The 20,004-nt window shown below is 59.4% G+C and carries 12 protein-coding genes; 1 reads left to right on the top strand and 11 read right to left on the bottom strand.

What is annotated here, in order from left to right; translation table 11 throughout:
• Positions 1-324 precede the first annotated feature (324 nt).
• The 11 genes from PFLQ2_RS30020 to PFLQ2_RS08400 form a co-directional block, all read right to left on the bottom strand.
• Entirely contained in the window at positions 325-5,178 is a 4,854-nt protein-coding gene (locus PFLQ2_RS30020; protein WP_003184064.1) for a beta strand repeat-containing protein, read from the bottom strand.
• Between the two features lie 56 nt (positions 5,179-5,234).
• On the bottom strand, positions 5,235-6,545 hold the full coding sequence (locus PFLQ2_RS08445; protein WP_003184066.1) for an HlyD family type I secretion periplasmic adaptor subunit: 1,311 nt from the start codon (positions 6,543-6,545) through the stop codon (positions 5,235-5,237).
• On the bottom strand, positions 6,545-8,284 hold the full coding sequence (locus tag PFLQ2_RS08440; protein WP_003184067.1) for a type I secretion system permease/ATPase: 1,740 nt from the start codon (positions 8,282-8,284) through the stop codon (positions 6,545-6,547). The genes PFLQ2_RS08445 and PFLQ2_RS08440 overlap by 1 nt, the downstream gene beginning before the upstream one ends.
• 212 nt (positions 8,285-8,496) lie before the next feature.
• Positions 8,497-10,083, bottom strand: coding sequence for a flagellar hook-associated protein 3 (locus PFLQ2_RS08435; RefSeq protein WP_003184069.1), 1,587 nt, complete (start codon positions 10,081-10,083; stop codon positions 8,497-8,499).
• A gap of 12 nt (positions 10,084-10,095) precedes the next feature.
• Positions 10,096-12,111, bottom strand: a complete 2,016-nt coding sequence (gene flgK / locus PFLQ2_RS08430; RefSeq protein ID WP_003184071.1) for a flagellar hook-associated protein FlgK — start codon at positions 12,109-12,111, stop codon at positions 10,096-10,098.
• 10 nt (positions 12,112-12,121) lie between these two features.
• Positions 12,122-13,420, bottom strand: a complete 1,299-nt coding sequence (gene flgJ / locus PFLQ2_RS08425) for a flagellar assembly peptidoglycan hydrolase FlgJ (protein WP_003184073.1) — start codon at positions 13,418-13,420, stop codon at positions 12,122-12,124.
• Between the two features lie 10 nt (positions 13,421-13,430).
• The gene (locus tag PFLQ2_RS08420; protein ID WP_033046192.1) at positions 13,431-14,516 is read right to left on the bottom strand and encodes a flagellar basal body P-ring protein FlgI; all 1,086 of its coding nucleotides are present in this window, start codon (positions 14,514-14,516) and stop codon (positions 13,431-13,433) included.
• A gap of 30 nt (positions 14,517-14,546) precedes the next feature.
• Positions 14,547-15,242, bottom strand: coding sequence for a flagellar basal body L-ring protein FlgH (flgH, locus tag PFLQ2_RS08415; protein WP_003184077.1), 696 nt, complete (start codon positions 15,240-15,242; stop codon positions 14,547-14,549).
• 51 nt (positions 15,243-15,293) lie between these two features.
• Positions 15,294-16,079 carry a flagellar basal-body rod protein FlgG gene (gene flgG / locus PFLQ2_RS08410; RefSeq protein ID WP_003184079.1) on the bottom strand — a complete coding sequence of 262 codons (786 nt, stop codon included), beginning with the start codon at positions 16,077-16,079 and terminating at the stop codon, positions 15,294-15,296.
• A gap of 49 nt (positions 16,080-16,128) precedes the next feature.
• Positions 16,129-16,866: a flagellar basal body rod protein FlgF gene (locus tag PFLQ2_RS08405; protein ID WP_003184081.1), complete on the bottom strand. Its 738-nt coding sequence runs from the start codon at positions 16,864-16,866 to the stop codon at positions 16,129-16,131.
• A gap of 306 nt (positions 16,867-17,172) precedes the next feature.
• Positions 17,173-18,732 carry a sigma-54-dependent phenylalanine hydroxylase transcriptional regulator PhhR gene (locus PFLQ2_RS08400; RefSeq protein ID WP_003184082.1) on the bottom strand — a complete coding sequence of 520 codons (1,560 nt, stop codon included), beginning with the start codon at positions 18,730-18,732 and terminating at the stop codon, positions 17,173-17,175.
• Positions 18,733-19,147: 415 nt separating this feature from the next.
• Here PFLQ2_RS08400 and phhA point away from each other — a divergent pair, with 415 nt between their 5' ends.
• Complete coding sequence (gene phhA / locus PFLQ2_RS08395; protein WP_003184084.1) at positions 19,148-19,933, top strand: phenylalanine 4-monooxygenase; 786 nt, start codon at positions 19,148-19,150, stop codon at positions 19,931-19,933.
• Positions 19,934-20,004 lie beyond the last annotated feature (71 nt).

Raw genomic sequence — 20,004 nt, forward strand, 5'->3', positions numbered from 1 at the left:
GGCTTCCCAATAATAAACAGCTGAACACCGCCGCTCGCTGAATCGAGGGCGTCTACAGTCAGGGATTGGCCCCAGAAGAGGCAACGTCGGAGGCTAAAAAGGCCCCACCACCTTCACCGCCCGCAGACAGGATACAGTGAAGATGCGCGTTTTGACTGGCAGGTCACTCCGGGAGCGGGGCTTTATTTGATTTTGTGGCCCGCGCAATGCTCCGCCCGGTCTCATCACACCTCCCAAAACCCATAAAGAAGCCCCTCATTGAGAGGGGCTTCTTGTGCGGTTTTGGCTGCCAAGTGTCACTGACAGCCGCAGTTTAAGTCAGGGTTAAACGGGAATAGTGAATGTATCCCCGTTGGCGGTCTGAAACGACTCAATGGTGTTGGAGCCGGCATACCAGTCGGCCAGAATGACCGCATTGTCCTGATGGCCTGCATTCCATTCCACAGCATTGAAAATGAAAGCGTTGGTGCCATCCGTCTGGACCATCACATCCGCGTAGGACTTGATGTTCAGGAGCTGTATCAAATCACGGCCAGAAGTGCCATCGTCTTTGATCAGCACACTGGAGGATGATTGCACTCGGTAAGTATCACCACCCTCCCCGCCATAGGCTTCACCTGATGCATTCATATTAAAGGTATCGAAACCCGCACCGCCTCGCAGTTGATAGCCATAGCCGTTCCCCGTCAGGGTGTCGCTGCCATCGCCGCCATCGGCAATACCAGAGGTGACTGTCAACGAGTCGTTGCCGGCCTCGCCGTACAGCACACTGCCGGTGTCGTAGTTGCTGCTGCGCATGGTGTCGTTGCCATTGCCACCCAAAAGCGTATCGGCCTCGTTGCCAGAAGGGGGCAACGCAAGGGCGCTGGTATCCGTGACGGTACCGCCATAGATAAAGTCATCGCCATCGCCGCCATAGAGCAAATCGTCACCCGCCCCACCTTCCAGTTTGTTGGCGTTGGCATTGCCTGTCAGGGTGTCGCTGAACTGCGAACCGATCAGATTATCGATATTGGCCAACACGTCGCCTTGCGCATCACCGCCCGACGTGGTTCCTGCCAGCAGGTCGATCTGCACACCAGCGCTGCTGGTCAGGTACCAGGCACCGTCGCCAAGGCCCGAGCCATTAAGCGTGTCAGCCCCCCCGCCACCGATGAAGTTTTCCGCAGCCCCAGCACTTCCAGTGAACGTATCAGCCTGAGCAGTCCCCTGGAAAATCTCGATGGAGGTGTAGCTATCACCCGCCGCGACTCCCGTCAGCAACGGCGCACTCAGATCCAGCGTGATGCCTGAACTCTCGCTAGCAAAACTCAGCATGTCCATGCCGGTGCCGCCATTGAAAACGTTGATGCCTGCATCACCGACAAATACATCACTGAAGTTGGAACCGGTGATGGATTCGATGCTGTCGTAGGTATCGCCTGCCGCGATGCCGGTGTGGATGCCGGTTTGGATATTGATGGTGACACCCGCAGTGCTGTCAGCGTAACTGACGGTATCGGCTCCCTCGCCGCCGAAGAATTTATCCGCACCCGCGCCACCGAACAGAAGATCATTCCCCGCACCGCTGGTGATGATGTTGTCCGAAACGTTGCCGCGCCCGATGAAGTTGCCCGTGCCGGTGAAGGTCAAGCGCTCGACTTCCGTGGCCAGAGTCACGTTGGTCTGGTTGGTACGCACTTCATCGTCACCGCCACCGGCAGATTCCCGAACGAACTGGCTGGCTGTGCCGTTGATGATGTAAAGATCGTTACCGCCACCACCGTAAAATTCGTTCGTACCCAGTGTGGTGCTGAAGACATCGTCATAGTTCGAGCCGGTAATTCTTTCGAAGCTACTGAACGTGTCGCCTTGGGCATCGCCACCCGACCCCATCCCCGCCGTAGCAGAGGTCATGGTGATGCTCACCCCCTGTTCCGACTGCGTGTAAGAGAGCATGTCAGTACCGGAATAACCGTCCAGGGTGTCAGCTGCGGCACTGGCATAAAACGTGTCGTCGATGGTTGAGCCTCGGAACGTTTCGATATCGCTGAAGGTATCGCCCTTTGCAAACCCGGTGTGTACGCCGGTTTTTAGATTCAGCGTTACGCCACCTGAATCTTCGTAACTCGCGATGTCAATACCCGCGCCGCCAATCAATTGATCCGCTCCGTTACCACCAATCAGCAGATCGTTACCCGCACCACCGGTAATGACGTTGTCCGAGGCGTTGCCGCGACCAGTAAAGTTGCTTGCGCCGGTATAGGTGAGACGCTCCACCTCTGTCGCCAGGGCCACGGTGGCATAATTGGTGCGCACCTCATCGTCACCGCCACCGGCCAACTCTCGCACAAGTTGACTGGGAGCATTGATGACATAAACATCGTTACCACCACCGCCATAAAACTCAGTCGTATTAAAAGTGGTGCTGAATACATCGTCATAGTTGGAACCAGTAATCCTCTCAAAGCCATTGAACGTGTCGCCCTGAGCATCGCCCCCCAATCCAACCCCCGCTGTAGCAGAGGTCATGGTGATGTTCACGCCCTGTTCCGACTGCGAATAAGACAGCATGTCTGTACCGGAGTAGCCGTCCAGGTTGTCAGCCGCGGCACTGGCATAAAACGTGTCGTCGATCGTCGAGCCTCGAAACGTCTCGATACCACTGAAGGTGTCGCCTTTCGCAAACCCGGTATGTACGCCGGTTTTCAAGTTCAGGGTCACGCCACCCGAGTCTTCGTAACTGACGATGTCAACGCCGGCACCGCCAATCAGTTGGTCCGCACCGTTACCACCGATCAGAAGGTCGTTGCCCGCGCCACCGGTGATGATGTTGTCCGAGGCATTGCCGCGGCCGGTAAAGTTGCTTGCGCCGGTATAGGTGAGGCGCTCTACCTCTGTAGCCAAGGCCACGGTGGCATAATTGGTGCGCACCTCATCGTCACCGCCACCGGCAAACTCCCGCACGATTTGGCTGGGAGCATTGATGATGTAAACGTCATTACCGCCACCGCCATAAAATTCAGTCGCGTTAAACGTGGTGCTGAATACATCGTCATAGCTGGAGCCGGTAATTTTTTCAAAGCCACTGAACGTATCACCCTGAGCGTCGCCACCCAACCCAGTCCCCGACGTCGCAGAGGTCATGGTGATGCTCACGCCCTGTTCCGACTGCGAATAAGACAGCATGTCAGTACCGGAATAACCGTCCAGGGTGTCAGCCGCGGCACTAGCATAAAACGTGTCGTCGATGGTCGAGCCTCGAAAAGTCTCGATACCACTGAAGGTGTCGCCTTTCGCAAACCCGGTGTGTACGCCGGTTTTCAGATTCAGCGTCACGCCACCCGAGTCTTCGTAACTGACGGTGTCAACGCCAGCACCGCCAATCAGTTGGTCCGCACCGTTACCACCGATCAGGGTATCGTTACCGGTGCCGCCGTTGATGATGTTATCCGAGGCGTTGCCAGTTCCACGAAAATTACCCGTTCCAGTAAAGGTCAAGCGCTCGACTTCCGAGGTCAGGGTCACGTTGGCCTGATTGCTACGTACCTCATCGTCACCGCCACCGGCAAACTCCCGCACAGTGTGGTTAGCAGCGCCATTGAAGATATAAACGTCGTCGCCGCCACCACCATAAAACTCAGTAACGCCAAGCGTGGTACTGAATACATCATCATAGTTCGAACCGGTAATTCTCTCGAAGCCACTGAACGTGTCGCCTTGGGCATCGCCCCCAGACCCGATCCCTGTCGTAGCAGAGGTCAAGGCGATGCTCACGCCCTGTTCCGATTGCGTGTAGGAGAGCATGTCGGTACCCGTATAACCATCCAGGTTGTCAGCAGCGGCGCTGGCGTAAAAAGTATCGTCAGATGTAGAGCCTCTAAACGTTTCAATACCGGTAAACGTATCCCCCTTCGCAAAACCTGTGTGTACGCCGGTTTTCAGGTTTAGGGTCACGCTGCCTGCGTCCTCATAGCTAACGATGTCAGCGCCGGCACCGCCAATCAATTGGTCCGCACCATCACCACCGAACAAAAGATCGTTACCCGCCCCCCCGGTGATGACGTTATCCGAAGCGTTGCCGCGGCCAGTGAAACTGCTCGCGCCGGTATAGGTCATGCGTTCGACCTCCGCCGCCAGTGTCACGTTAGCTTGGTTAGTTCGCACTTCATCGTCACCGCCACCAGCAAACTCCCGCACAAACTGACTAGCAGTGCCGTTGATAATGTATAGGTCATTACCGCCACCGCCCCAGAAATCGGTACTGCCTACTGCGCTATTGAATACATCGTCATAGTTCGAACCGATAATTCTCTCAAAGCTATTGAACGTGTCGCCTTGCGCATCTCCCCCCTGACCGGTCCCCACTGCTGCGGAAGTTATCGTGATATTGATGCCCTGGTCCGACTGCACGTAGGAAAGAATATCGGTCCCCGTATAACCATCCAGGTTGTCGGCAGCAGCACTGGCATAGAACGTGTCGCCAGCGGTCGATCCCCGAAAGGTTTCGACGCCGCTGAATGTATCGCCCGCTGCGAAACCGGTGTGTACGCCGGTTTTCAGGTTCAGGGTCACGCCGGCCGAATCTTCGTAACTGACGATGTCAATCCCAGCGCCGCCATTCAGCTGGTCCGCACCATTGCCACCGATCAGGAGGTCGTTACCCGCACCGCCGCTGATGACGTTGTCCGCAGCGTTGCCCCGACCGATGAAGTTGCCCGTGCCGGTGTAGGTCAGGCGCTCAACGTTGGCCGCCAACGTCAGGTCCCCGAGCGTCGTACGTACTTCATCGTTTCCCCCGCCAGCTATCTCGTAGACAGTCACGCCTATCCCACTGACGAGGTATACGTCGTCACCGCTCCCCCCCTGTAGGGAATGTCCATTGGTCTGGGAGATCAGCGTGTCGTTGAAAGACGAGCCCACCACGACTTCGATGCCGGCCAATGTATCGCCCTGCGCATCCCCATCCAGGCCAACCCCGGTAATCAGGTTTACAGTGACTCCTAGGGCTGAATTCGAATAGGACGCCGTATCGGTGCCGGTTCCGCCATTCAGCACGTCAGCCCCCGCCCCGCCCTCTAGCCAATCGTTGCCGTCTCCACCGCTCAGCGAGTCGTTTCCTTCCAACCCATATAGCTGATCCGCACTCGTAGTACCAACCAGAGTGTCCGTACCCGATGTCCCATTAATCACTGCCATTTTTTCTTCCTTGCCCTGTTGATGATTCGGTTGCGCGCTGCTGATTCAGCAGAGCCTCATCCTTCCCGGAAGGCCCGCTGAGCATGATCGCTGATCGGTTTAAGCAAATAAGACATGACGTTCCTGGAGCCGGTCTGGATCATCGACTCCACGGGCATCCCCGGCACCAGGGCAAGCCCTTGGAGTTTTGCCAACTCACTTTTAGGAATCTTGATGCCCGCCCGGTAAAAGCCAATTCCGGTACGTTCGTCCTGAATCAAGTCCGCTGACAGGCGCACCACGGTGCCGGTCAGTTCCGGCGTGGTGCTGCGGTTGAAGGCGCTCAATCGCAAGATTGCCGACTGCCCGACCGTCAGTTGATCGATGTCCTGGGCGCTGATTTTCGCCTCCACCAGCAATTCATCATCGGCGGGGACGATTTGCATCAACCCTTCGGCAGGGGAAATCACGCCGCCAATGGTGTGCACCGCCAATTGCTGCACGCGGCCGGCAATAGGCGAGATGATGTCGACGCGCTTGAGCTGGTCGCTGGCAGTGATTTCCCGCTCGATCAACTCACCCTGCCGGGCAAGCAGATCACGCAACTCCTGGGACACCTCACTGCGGAAGGTCTGGTCAACCTGAAGGCGTTGCAATTCGGTTTCGGCGATCTTGCCCCGCGCTTCGGCAATGGAGGCCATCAGCTGGCCCCGCTCCCCACGCAGCCGGGCAATCCCCCGGGCCAAGGCATTGACCCGGTCGAGGGTCATCATGCCTTTGTCGAACAGTTTCTTGACGGCCTGGTATTCGCTGTCGATCAGCTCGATTTCTTCTTGCTTGGTTTTCTGCTGGATGTCGTGGCCGGCAATGGTTTCGTTGAGCTGCTGGACACGCTCACGCAGCTGCTTCTTCTGGCCTTCGCGGGAAGCCCGGCGGTCGAGGAACAGTTGCTGCTCGATGGCCATTACAGCCTTGGCCTCATCCACACTCATGCGGGTCAACAACTCTTGGGGTATCGCCACTTCGCTGGCATTGTCCCGCTCGGCCTCCAGGCGAGCCAGACGGGCCCAGGCCTGGTTCAATGATTTACTGACGATGGCCTGGCTGGCAGCGGGCAATGTGGCATCGAGGCGCAACAGCACGTCCCCCGCAGCGACTGCCTGCCCTTCCTTGACCAGGAGTTCGGCGACGACGCCGCCGGTAGGATGCTGGATAGTCTTGACGCTCCCCTCCACAGCCACCACGCCCGTGGCGATCACTGCGCCGGACAGATTGGTGCACACCGCCCAGGTCAACCCTCCACCGAGCAGCACCACCAATGAGATCGCCCCCCAGCGCAGATGACGGGACAAGGAAGCGGTCAGGGTGACTTCTTGATCGGTATGCATCAGTTCGACGCTCCCAGTTCCACCACATTATTGGAAGGCTTGGGAGGCGCTACGGGAGGTCGTTTAAGGACGACATCCCTGGGGCCGTAAGCGACTTGCACGCCGTTTTCGAGGATCAGTACCTGATCGATCACTGCCAGAATATTGGTGCGATGGGCAATCACCACCACGATTGCGCCACGGGCCTTGAGCGCCAGGATGGCCTTGGCCAGCGCCTGTTCGCCTTCGGCATCGAGGTTTGAATTCGGCTCGTCCAAGACCACCAGGAACGGATCACCAAACAATGCCCTGGCCAGGGCCACCCGTTGGCGTTGGCCGGCCGAGAGGTTGACCCCACCCTCGCCCACTTGGGTTTCATAGCCTTGGGGTAACTGCAGGATCAGCTCATGAACCCCGGCCAATTGCGCAGCGCTGACAATCGCGCTGTCCAGTGCCGAAGGATCTAGCCGGGCGATGTTCTGGGCGACGGTTCCAGTGAACAAACCAACGCTCTGCGGCAGATAACCGATCAGCTTGCCGCGAGCCTGCTCGGTCAGCAGGTCCAACGGCGCCCCATCGAGCCGGACATGCCCCCGCGCCGGCGCCCAGGCGTTGACCAGCACGCGCGCCAATGACGACTTGCCCGATGCACTCGGCCCCACCACGCCAACGGCGGTGCCTGCGGCGACCATGAAGTTTATATTCTGCAAGGTCAGGCGCTGCGCGCCGGGCGGCGCAGCAAAAATACTTTCGACCTGCAAACTGCGATGGGCAACGGGCAGCTCGGTCTTGCTCTGGGCATCCGGGAACATGGAAAACACTTCCAGCAACTTCTTCCAAGCAATCTGGGCACCCAACAGGCTGCGCCACGTGGCAATCACCTGCTCCGCCGGCGCCAGGGTCCGCGCCACAATAATCGAGGCTGCGATCATCGTGCCGCCGCTCATGTCCCCCTTGATCACCAGCCACGCCCCCAGCGCCAGGGCGGACGACTGGACGATCTGGCGCAGGGTTTTGGAAATGCCACCGTAAAAACCACCGATGTCGATCGAGCGTCGTTGCAGGGTGATGAAGGTGCTGTGATTCTTCTGCCAGACATTCGACGTGTTAGCCAACATGCCCATGGCCTTGAGGGCCTCGGCGTTCTGGTGGGCTTGCTGGCCCAGATGATTGCGCTTGTTCAGTGCATCAGCCGAAGCCTGCATCAGTTTGCGGGTTTGCCGGTCAGTGGTTACGGTCAGCGCGATGAGGATGACCATCAGGCCGGCGGCCAAAAGACCGAACAGCGGATGAATGTAAAAGCACACCGCGAGGTAAACCGGCATCCAGGGCAAATCGAAAAACGCCACCAGACCCGGACCGCCTATGAAGTTCCGGATCTGGTCCAGTTCCTGGGCCGGTTTCAGGGCATCGCCAGTAATCGGCGTTTTCAGCGACGCACCGGCAATCACCTTGAAGACCTGGGTGGACAGTGCCAGATCCAGCGAAGAAGCGATTCGCACCATGACACGGGAGCGAATGACATCCAGCAACCCCGAAAGCGCATAGACCCCCAACGCCAGCAAACCCAGCGCTATCAATGTCGGCACGCTCTGGCTCGGAATGACCCGGTCATACACTTCCAACATGAACACCGGGCCAATCAGCGCCAGAATATTGATCACACCGGAGAACAGCGCAGCGCCGAGCAGGCCCCGACGCAGTAACGATTTCAATGAAGGCGCGACAATAGGCGCACTGACGGCGTTATGGGGTTTCAACTGGTATCCCTCTCCCTTGGATTTCGTGCCATCCCTGTCGTCAGTCAATACAGGCTTGATGACAGTCGTATGGAAACTTGACGCTCAATGAGCGACTGGAACCGGATTGCAAGTTCCGCACCACGGCCCGACAAATGGTCATATCGTCAAAAAAACTCAAAAAAAAACCAGCCTCCTGTTAGAGAGGCTGGCCGCGAGCGGTCAAGACCGACTCAAAGCTTATTGAACAGGCCCAACTGGGAAATCTTCGAGAAGGCCAATTGCGCCGCTTGAAGCATGGTCTGTTGCAACGTCAGGCGGGTCAGTACTTCCGCAGGATCGGTGTTCTTGATGCCGTTCTGGGTCGAATCGTTGATCAGGCTGGTGCTCTGGTTCTGCTCGCTCTGCATGTCCATCACATTACCCCGGGCACCGATGGCGCCCCGGGCCAGGTCGACCTGATTCTTGGCGCTGCTCAGGTTGGACAGGGCCGAGGCGATAGTGTCTTCCAGGGACCGTTGTGCAGTGGCGTTGCCCTGCGTCGGCGTCTGCAGTGCCTGGCGCAACTGACTGATGGTGTCGAGCACGTTCTGGGTCTGGTGGGTATTGACCGCCACATCAAACTGATCGCCTGCAGCGGGTGCGCCGCCACCGAGAGTAAAGCTGACACCTGCTGCTGTCGCTACACCCGCCGCCACGGCGCCGGAAGAAACCGGCGTGCTGGTGCTGGTTAAAGGCCGGGCGTACAGGTCGAACGTTGTCGGGCTGGTGAATTTGAGAACTGCTCCGCCTTCCGGGAAAAAGCTCTTGTAGTCCGCTGCGTTCGTCACCGAGGCCTGGCTGACCACAGCCGTCGATCCGTTGCCCGGGGCACGGTTGGCGACAAAGCTGTCTGGCTTGGCTGCCAACTGGAAGCTGTGGCCGGCAATCACCGCGTCGGCAGCGGCGGAGTCAGCGGGGTTGTCACCGGGCTGGAAAGTGATGTCCAGCTTGAACAACACACCTCGGAAATTGATGTCGGAACCGCCTTCTTTCTTCGGATCGAACACCCCAGCCTGACTCGCCTCGGCGGTCACGTCATTACCCAAGCCATCGGTAATCACGAACTGCGTACTGCTGGTAAACGACAGCGTGTAGGGTTGGCCGCTGCGGAAGTTCGCATCGAAGCTCGGACCCGACGTGACCAAGCCTTTGGACAGGGCTACGCGACCGTCATCGACCGCCGGCGCGGTCATTGTCGAAGTGCTGCGACTGGCGTTGACTGCCTGTTGGAACACGTCCCAGCCGGTATCGTTGAGCCCCAGCGACATCGAGTCACCGATCTTCAGTTGCAACTGAGTCTGGTCGCCCTGATAGCTGTAGGTGCCATCGCTGTTGCGCACGAAAGGCTCAGTGTTGTTGCTGGCGCCGGAAAAAATGAATTTACCGTTGGCATCCTTGCTGTTCATCAGGCTCAGTAGCTGGTCTTCCGACGCACCGAGTTCGGCGGCAATGGACTTGCGATCGTCATCGTTCAACGAGCCGCCACCGGCACGCACGGTCAACTCACTGACCTTTTGCAGCACATTGTTGATGCTGTCCAGGACGGCTTCTTCCTGGGCTTGGGCGGTGTTCAGCGTACTGATGTTGGTGGTGTACTGGCCGAGCATGGCTTTTTGCTGATCGAGTTGCAGCAGGCGGGCCGCACCGACAGGATCATCGGCTGCCGTTTCCAGCTTTACGCCACTGCTGGCCTGCTCGGCGGTCTTGACCACGTTGTTGAAGTTGCGCTGATAGTTGGCCGCCGTCTGTGCATAGTATTGTGCTGTAGAAATACGCATGTTTACGGCTCCTTATAGGGCGTTGATCAGAGTGCTGAAAGTTTCCTGCGCAGCCTTGATGATCTGCGAAGAAGCCGAGTAATACTGCTGGTACTTGACCAGGTTGCCGGTCTCCTCATCGAGATCGACGCCCGACATCGAGTCACGGGAACTGCGCGCCTGGGTCAGGATGGTGCCGGTAGCCGTGGCATCGAGCTGGCCTTGCTTGGCCTGCGAGCCCACCGACGAAACCAGTCCGCCGTAGGCATCGGAGAAACTCACGCCGGGGCTGGTGGCATTGGCGCCCACCGTGGCCTTGGTTTGCAGACCCAGTAGCCCCTGCGCGTTGCGGTTGTCAGTGCTGCTGGCCGGGGTCAGGGAAATGTTGAAGCTGTCATCCGCCGCAGGGCTGCCGCTGAGGGTCATCGCGACATTGAACGTTTTCGCAGCACCGCCCCCATCGATATAAGGCACTGAAATGTTCAAATCGTTGTTCTGGCCCGGCACGATAGTGCCGGTGCCGATGCTGTTGCCCTTGGCATCGAATGCCTGATAGGCGGTAGCACTGGTCATCAGTACGCGAACCGGCATCGAATTCTTGACGGCCGTTTGTACTTCCAGGCGCTGGACCGGGTCATAGATGTCCAGGACCGTGGACAAGGCCGGCTGGCCAATAGCGCCGGTGCCGTCATTGCCAGACGCTTTGGTAGATGTCAGAGGGGCCGCAGTTGCCAAGGTCTTGGCATCGGTCATGACAACGTTCATGTCCGCAGCGGAACTGCGGGTCGGGGTGATCTTGAAAGTGTCGCCGGCATTCACCGGTCCGGCATTAAGGCTCAGGCTGAAGCCGTCAATCACTGGAGCAGGCGTTGCCCCCAGGGTAAAAGCGCCCATGTTGGTGTTGTCTGACAGGCGAAGTACGCTGTAACCCGTCGCACTGTTGAAGGTGACCTGGTAATCGCTGGCGGCCAGCTTGCTGGTGTCGTTGATGGTCACGTTCAGGTTGCCGGACGCGGGATTGTTGTTGCCATTGGCAATGCTGCGCTGGCTGATGGCCGTGGCACTGTTGATGTCGTTGAACAACGCCGCACCAAAATTACCGTTCTGGTCCAGGCCCTGGCCCAGTTGCCTGTTGACCTGGTCGGTCACCACCATGGCGATGCGACCGAGGCTGTTGACCGCCGAGGTCAATACTTCGTTGCGGTAACGCAGCAGGCCACCAATCTGCCCGCCGCTGGTCACGGAGGTAATGTCGATCGTCGAGCTGCCACGGGTCATGATGATCGAGGAACGGGAAGGATCATTCTTGTCGGCCGCCACCTGCAAAGTATTGACGGTGTTGCCGACGACCAGCGGCTGACCGCTGCCCAGGTAGATGTCCATCCTGCCGTCGGTTTCGGTGACCTGAGTCCCAACCAGCGCGGAAAGTTGGCGAACGGCTTCGTTGCGCTGGTCCAGCAAGTCGTTGGGCATACTGCCCGTCCCCAGGCCCGTAGCGTCGCTGATTTTCTGGTTGTACGCGGCAACCGTGCTCGCCAGCTTGTTGACCTGTTGGGTCATCGAATCCAACTGGTCGTTGATGTAGTTACCCTGCTGGGTCAACTGCTGGGAGATGGCATTGAAGCGACCGCTCAAACCCTGGGCATTGGTCAACAGCGCCTGACGCGCAGCGCTGTCGTTGGAGTTACCCGCCAATGTCTGCAAAGAGGCGAAGAATGACTGCAGTGTCTTGGTTACGCCGGTGCCGCTGTCAGACAGCAATTTGTCCACCTGGGAGGCCTGCCCCAAGTAGATCTGCGCGTCATTGTCCAGCGATGTCGAAGTACGCAGTTGCGCATCGAGGTAGCTGCTGTATACCCGGCGCACGTCTGCCAAGGTCGTACCGGAACCGATGAACACGTTGCCGTACTGATTGGACGCCTTGGTGGTCTGCACGGTCTGCTGACGCGAATAACCGGCGGTATCGACGTTGGCAATGTTATTACCGGTGGTCAGCAACGAGCTGTGGCTTGCAGACAGACCCGACATCCCGATATTGAGCAAACTCATGGTTCAGACCTTATAAAGTCGTGGTGGCGCCTGCAGCGGCGTAGTTTTGGTAACTCGTCATCTGCCGGGCTATATTCGAAATCTTTTTGGCGTAGTTGGGGTCGGTGGCGTAACCGGCCTTCTGCAACTCGCGTACAAACTGTTCCGGTTTATCGGCCGACTTCAGCACATCTTGATAGCGACTGTTGCTTTGCAGCAGATTGACCAAGTCATGGAAGCTGTCGCGATACGAGGCGTAGGAACGGAACTCGGCCGTCTCCTTGACCATCTCGCCGTTGCGGAATTCGCTGGTAATTGCCCGTGCCGAATCGCCCTTCCAACCCTGGCTGGCCTTGATGCCGAAGAGGTTGTGGCTGCTGCTGCCATCGGGTTGGCGCATGACCGATTTACCCCAACCGGTTTCCAGGGCCGCCTGGGCCACCAGGTAACGTGGGTCGACACCGATGCGGTCGGCGGCTTCCTTGGCCATCGGCAGCATGGCATTGACGAATTCGTCGGCATCACGGAAGGCCTTGCGGGCCGGTGCCAGCGGCGGCTGCGCCACGGCGCGTCCATAAACCTGCATATCCCCTTTCGGCTCGGCAGCCTTGAGCGCGGCCAGCCAGTCGCCATTGGCGAGTTCGCCGGTGGCCGGCTTGACAGCGGCGACGGCGCGATCAGGCAGCAGATTTTGCGCAGGTACATCATTGACCGAGGCCGAAGGCACCAGACCAGCCAGCAGGCGATCGGCAAGTTTGGGCGGCAGGGCCAGGCGACGCTGGTTAAGCAGTTCCATGTCGTTGCGGTGAACACCCTCGGCCCCTTGCGGCGCACTCACGGCCCGCGAAGCCCACAGCGGCCGCTGGCCGTTGGTACGCGACAACGGGCCATCGGTAGCCACGGTTCCGGCAGCCACCGGTGTTGGTACGGCCTTGGCGACCTTGTCCAACGCCTCTTGCTGCTTGGCGGCCGACAACGTCGCGGCTTCGCCGGGCGCCAGCGGTTTGTTCTTGGACATCTGGCGCAGCAGCACGTCGGCCAGGCCGATACCACCGCCTTCGCGGGACATGGAAACGGCCAACTGCTGGTCGTACATTTCCTGATACTGCTTGGCTTCTGGCGTATTCATCGGGTTGTCCTTGCCCAGGGCCTCGGTGGCCGAACGCATGGACTTGAGCATTTCGCCGAGGAACAGCGACTCGAATTCCTGCGCCACCTTGCGCAGGTTGCCGTCGCTGTTCTTGTCGCCAACCTTGAGCTGGTTCAAGCGGTTCAGGTCCGAATAGGAACCCGAATCGCCGCTGGTCAAAGCACCCTTGCGCATATCCATGGCCGGGTCCTCAAATCACGATCAGGTCGGCTTGCAACGCGCCGGCCTGCTTCAAGGCTTCGAGAATCGCCATCAGGTCGCCCGGTGCCGCGCCGACCTGGTTCACCGCCCGGACGATCTCATCCAGGGTAGTGCCCGGGCCGAACTTGAACATTGGCTTGGCTTCTTGCTGGGCATTGACCCGCGAACGCGGCACGACTGCGGTCTGGCCGTTGGACAATGGTCCAGGCTGGCTGACGATCGGGTCTTCGGTGATGGTCACCGTCAGGCTGCCGTGGGTCACGGCGGCCGGGGAAACCTTGACGTTCTGGCCGATCACGATGGTGCCGGTACGCGAGTTGATGATGACTTTCGCCACTGCCTGGCCCGGGTCGACCTCGAGATTCTCCAGGATCGACAGATAGTCGACCCGCTGGCTCGGGTCCAAAGGTGCGGTGACGCGGATCGAGCCGCCATCGATGGCCTGGGCCACGCCTGGGCCGAGCATGTCGTTGATCTTGTCGACGATGCGCTTGGCGGTGGTGAAGTCGGAACGGTTGAGGTTCAGGGTCAGGCTGTTGCCCTGGTTGAAACCGCTCGGCACCGCACGCTCCACCGATGCGCCGCCAGGGATGCGACCGGCCGACGGAACGTTGACGGTGATCTTGGAACCATCACGCCCCTCGGCATCGAAACCGCCCACCACCAGGTTGCCCTGGGCAATGGCGTAGACGTTGCCGTCGATCCCCTTGAGCGGCGTCAACAGCAAGGTGCCGCCCCGCAGGCTCTTGGAGTTACCAATGGACGAAACGGTGATATCCACCTGCTGGCCAGGCTTGGCGAACGCCGGCAGATCGGCACTGATCGACACCGCCGCGACGTTCTTCAACTGCACGTTGCCGGAACCCGCCGGCACCTTGATGCCGAACTGCGACAGCATGTTGTTGAAGGTCTGTAGGGTGAACGGGGTCTGGGTGGTCTGGTCGCCGGTGCCATTGAGGCCCACGACCAGGCCGTAGCCGATCAACTGGTTGGAACGCACGCCGGAAATGCTGGCGATGTCCTTCAGGCGCTCGGCTTGAGCGGTAAAGGCCACCGACATCACCAAGGCACCCATCAACAGCTGCTTAAGATTCAACTGGGCCACCTAGAAAGGGAACTTCGGGCTGAGGAAGAAACGGTCGAACCAGCCTGGCTGGCTCGCATCGGCAAACGCACCGGTGCCCGAATAAGTGATGCGCGCATCAGCCACACGGGTCGAGGAAACCGTGTTGTCGGTGGCGATGTCATCGGCGCGAACCATGCCGGCGATGCGCACCAGCTCGTCACCGGTGTTGAGGGTCAGCCACTTCTCGCCGCGCACGACAATGATGCCGTTGGGCAATACATCGGCAACGGTGACGGTGATCGAACCGGTCAAGCTGTTGCTCTGGCCGGACTTGCTGTCGCCCTTGGTGGCGCGGTCGGAGCCGTAGCCTGCGTTGAGACTCAGGTCATTGCCACCGATCGGGTTGTTGGTGGTCAGGCTGGAGCCGAACAACGAGGTCAAGCCAACGCTGGTCTTGCTGGTCTTGTCCAATTGCGAGTTGGCGTTCTTGCTGGCCTGGGTGCGCTCATTCAGGGTGATGGTGATGATGTCACCGACCCGGAAAGCCTTGCGGTCGCTGTACAGGTTCTGTTCGAAACCGGCCTGGTAGATCGAGCCATTGTTCGCAGCGGCCGGCAATGGCGTGCGCGGCAACACCGGAGCGTAATACGGGTCATTGGGCCTGGGTGTCGGCGCGACACAGCCCGCGAGTGCGGTGATCCCACTCAGTGCCAGAACAGATACGAAGCGTTTCATGACCCTACCTCTTGGTGTTGCAGGCGACCTCAGGCCGCCCCATAGACGTGATTACAGATTCTGCGTAACGAACGAGAGCATCTGGTCGGCGGTGGAGATCACCTTGGAGTTCATCTCATAGGCGCGCTGGGTGGTGATCATGTTGACCATCTCCTCAACGGTGCTCACGTTGGACGTTTCCAGGGTGTTCTGCAGCGTGGTGCCGAAACCGTTCAGGCCCGGGGTGCCGATTTGTGGCGCACCGCTGGCGGCGGTTTCCAGGAACAGGTTGTTGCCCACCGCTTGCAGGCCGGCTGGGTTGATGAAGTCGGCGGTCTGCAGGTTGCCGATCACCTGGGCGGCCGGGTTGCCCGCAATGGTGATGGACACGGTGCCGTCACGGCCCACGGTAAAGGTCTGGGCATCGTTCGGGATGATGACCGCAGGTTCCAGGGCGAAACCGCTGGCGTTGACGATCTGGCCGTTGGAGTCGAGGTGGAACGTACCGTCACGGGTGTAGGACGTGGTGCCGTCCGGCTGCAGGATCTGGAAGAAACCGCGACCGTCGATGGCCATGTCCAACGGTTGCTCGGTGGTTTGCAGGCTGCCGGCGTTGAAGTTTTTCTGGGTGCCGACAATGCGCACACCGGTACCCACTTGCAGGCCCGACGGCAATTCGCTGTCCTGGGTCGACTGGGCGCCAGGCTGGCGTTTTACCTGGTACAGCAGGTCCTGGAACTCGGCACGATCACGTTTGAAACCCGTGGTCGACACGTTCGCCAGGTTGTTGGAAATGGTCGTCAGGTTGGTGTCCTGGGCGGACAGACCTGTTTTGGCAACCCATAGAGCCGGAAGCATTCGATTCTCCTCGTACGCCTGTTTTTCGGCGCGACGCTGTAATTAACGATTAGATTTGCAAGACCCGAGCCATGGCCTCATCGCCTTCTTTGGCGGTGTTCATCATCTTGACGTGGAGCTCGAACTGCTTGGCCAGGGCCAGCACCGAAGTCATTTCATCCACGGCGTTGACGTTGCTCGCTTCCTGGAAGCCCGATACCAACTGCACGTTGGCATCGACAGGCGCCGGCTGGCCGTCCTTGGTACGGATCGAGCCATCCAGGCCTTTGTTCATGTTCTTGAGGTCCGGGTTGACCAGCTTGATACGGTCCACTTCAGCCATCACACGCGGGCCTTCGCCCATGGCGCGGATACTGATGGTGCCGTCCTGGCCGATTTCGATTTTCTGCTCCGGCGGCACGGCAATCGGGCCACCGTTGCCCATCACCGGCATGCCGTTGCCGGCCCGCAGCACGCCCAGGGCGTCAACATTGAGGCTGCCGGTGCGCACGTAGCTTTCACCGCCGTCGGGATTCTGCACGGCCATCCAGCCTGGCCCGCTGACCGCCACGTCGAGGTCACGACCGGTTTCCACCAGCGCACCCGGGGTGAAGTCAGTAGCAGGACGCTCGGACAGGGCAAACGCCCGCGCCGGAAAGCTGTCGCCGAACACCGGCATCGACCGTGCCTGCTCCAGGTCTTTGTGAAAACCATTGGTGGAGATGTTCGCCAGGTTGTTGGCATGAGCCCTTTGCGCCAGTGCGTTCTGGCTGGCGCCGGTCATTGCCACATAAAGGTACTTGTCCACTGTCGTTCCTCTGCATGCCGGACGTTTGCCGCCCACTGCTGTATTGCACAGCCTCAAGCAATTTGCAGACCAACTTTTTTCTGGCGCCCCAGGGCCCGGTAAACAAAGGCTTTGGGAGTCTCGAAGGGTTCTGGAGGAATGTATCGAAGACGAAAAACCGGCGGTGTTGTGCCGCTTACGGCAACGCTTGACCTTGGGCAAGGGCCATCACGAGCAAGCTCACTCCCACATGGGCCTCAAGTGTGCAAAATCCCGTGGGAGCGAGATTGCTCGCGATGAGGCCAGCAAAACACAACAGCTGAATAGCTATGACTCCGTTTTACCCACCTCATACTCCCGCAACTTATTGGCAATGGTGGTATGTGAAACCCCCAACCGCTTGCCCAACTGCCGGCTGCTGGGGTGTTCGGAATAAAGACGCTCCAGCACCGCTTTCTCGAAACGCCCGACGATCTCGTCCAGCCCGCCCTCCAGGGAAAAATCGCCAAGGGGCTGGCGCACGCCATAGTCCGGCAGGCGGATATGCTCGGCTTTCACCGTCCCGCCGTCGCACAGGGAAACAGCCTGGAACAGCACGTTTTCCAGCTGCCGCACGTTGCCCGGCCAGTGGTAATGGCTGAGTCGGTCCATCGCCGCCGGTGCGAGTTTTGGCAATGCACAGCCGATTTGGCGACTGGCCTGGTCGAGGAAATGCTCCACCAGTGGCGTCAGACCATCGAGGCATTCGCGCAGGGGCGGAATGTGCAGGGAAAGGACATTCAAGCGGTGGTACAAATCCTGACGGAATTCACCCCGGGCGCAGAGTTCGGACAAATCCACCTGGGTGGCGCAGATCACCCTGACATCCAGATACACCTCTTCGTCGCTGCCGACACGACGGAAGCAACCGTCCTGCAAGAAGCGCAGCAATTTCACTTGCAAGCGCGGGCTCATCTCTCCTACCCCATCGAGAAACAGCGTTCCCCCAGCGGTCAGTTCCAACAGGCCAAGCTTGCCTTCGGCCCGAGCCCCTTCGAAGGCACCGGGACCGTAGCCGAACAACTCGGTTTCGGCCATGGACTCCGGCAGCCCGGCGCAGTTGAGCGCCATCAAGGGCGATTGCCCGCGCGGGCTCGCCAGGTGACAGGCCCGGGCCAGCAGCTCCTTGCCAGTGCCGGTTTCACCCTCTATCAATAGCGGTGCGTCCAGCGGGGCCATGCGCCGGGCCTCGCGGACCACTGCGGCCATGACCTTGGAACTCTGGAAAATACTGTCGAAGCCGCGCAACTCCTGCTTGCGTACGTTATAGATGCGCTCGCCCACACGGTCGGCGCGGTGCAGCGTCAGCACCGCACCGGCCATGGCCTCGCTGTCGTCGTGCTCCGACTGCAGCGGGGCGATGTCAGCCAGGAACACATCGCCCCGGACCTTGACCCGCAGACCGTTGATGCGCGACTGGTTGGCGCGTACCAGTTCCGGCAGGTCGAAATCCTCGGCGTACCGCGACAGGGGGATGCCCGGCACCTCGTCCACCCGCACTCCGAGCAACTGCGCCGCCGCCCGGTTGGCCGCGACGATGGAGCCGCCCATGTCGATGGACAACACCGGGAACTCCAGGGCGCCGAGCAAGGCGTTGAGTTCCATGTGCCGACGCTCGCTGGGCATCAGTCCGACACGCTTGACGCCAAACACCCCGGCGATGCCCTCGAATTTCGGACGCAGAGCCTGGAATTGAATGTTGATCAGGTTGGGACAGTGCAGGTAGATCGCGTTGCCATGCTCACCGCCGACCTCCCCCCGGGCGACGTTGATGCCGTACTCCACCAGCAAATTGAGAATGTCCCGCAGGATGCCGATGCGGTTCTGGCAATGGACTTTGATGCGCATGAAAAAGGCCCGGGTGCAGATGAGATAGAAAGGCGCCATTCAAGCCCAACACACATCCTGTGGCGAGGGAGCTTGCTCCCGCTGGGCTGCGAAGCGGCCCCGTTTTTAGGACTGCTGCGCAGTCCAGCGGGAGCAAGCTCCCTCGCCACGGTGTTTTGTGTCGGATTTTTTGTCTGGGCGCACAAATAGTCGTCAAGATTATGTGACAGTTGTAGGCCATTTCCCACTCGAAAATCCCGCCCCTGCCGACATACGCCTCAAGACGTAACGAAAACTTTACAAAATCATAAGTTCTCGACTTCGCAGGCCCGCGTCCCTCTGCTGCACCAGCGCCTGCTTCGGGTTATCTCTAATGCATCGCTGGACATAACAACAAACACGTCTTCCCCCAGAGGGAAATCAGCAGGAGAGCAGCATGAAGCAGACGCAGTACGTGGCCCGCGAGCCCGATGCGCAAGGTTTTATCCACTACCCCGCCGAAGAACACGCGGTGTGGAACACGCTGATCACCCGCCAGTTGAAAGTCATCGAAGGCCGCGCGTGCCAAGAGTACCTGGACGGCATCGACAAGCTTGGCCTGCCCCACGACCGTATCCCGCAACTGGGCGAGATCAACAAAGTGCTCGGCGAGACCACCGGCTGGCAGGTCGCCCGCGTACCGGCGCTGATCCCTTTCCAGACCTTTTTCGAACTGCTCGCCAACAAGCAGTTTCCAGTGGCGACCTTCATTCGTACCCGTGAAGAACTGGACTACCTGCAAGAGCCGGACATTTTCCACGAGATCTTCGGCCACTGTCCGTTGCTCACCAACCCCTGGTTCGCCGAATTCACCCACACCTACGGCAAACTCGGCCTACAAGCTTCCAAGGAAGAACGCGTCTACCTGGCGCGCCTGTACTGGATGACCATCGAGTTCGGCCTGGTGCAAACACCCCAGGGTCGGCGCATCTACGGAGGCGGCATCCTGTCGTCACCCAAGGAAACCGTGTATTGCCTGTCCGACGAGCCGGAGCATCAAGCGTTCGACCCGCTGGAAGCCATGCGCACGCCGTATCGCATCGACATCCTGCAGCCTGTGTATTTCGTGCTGCCCGAGCTCAAGCGCCTGTTCGATCTGGCCCACGAAGACATCATGGGCATGGTCAAGCGCGGTCGAGAACTGGGCTTGCACACGCCGAAATTTCCACCGAAAGCCGCCTGAACCGCGATTTTTGATCTCAATTGAGTCTGTTGCACAGCGCTGCTTTGCTTTAGCGTGGGTGCATCGACGTT

The sequence above is a fragment of the Pseudomonas fluorescens Q2-87 genome, from assembly GCF_000281895.1.
Lineage (GTDB): Bacteria > Pseudomonadota > Gammaproteobacteria > Pseudomonadales > Pseudomonadaceae > Aquipseudomonas > Aquipseudomonas fluorescens_S.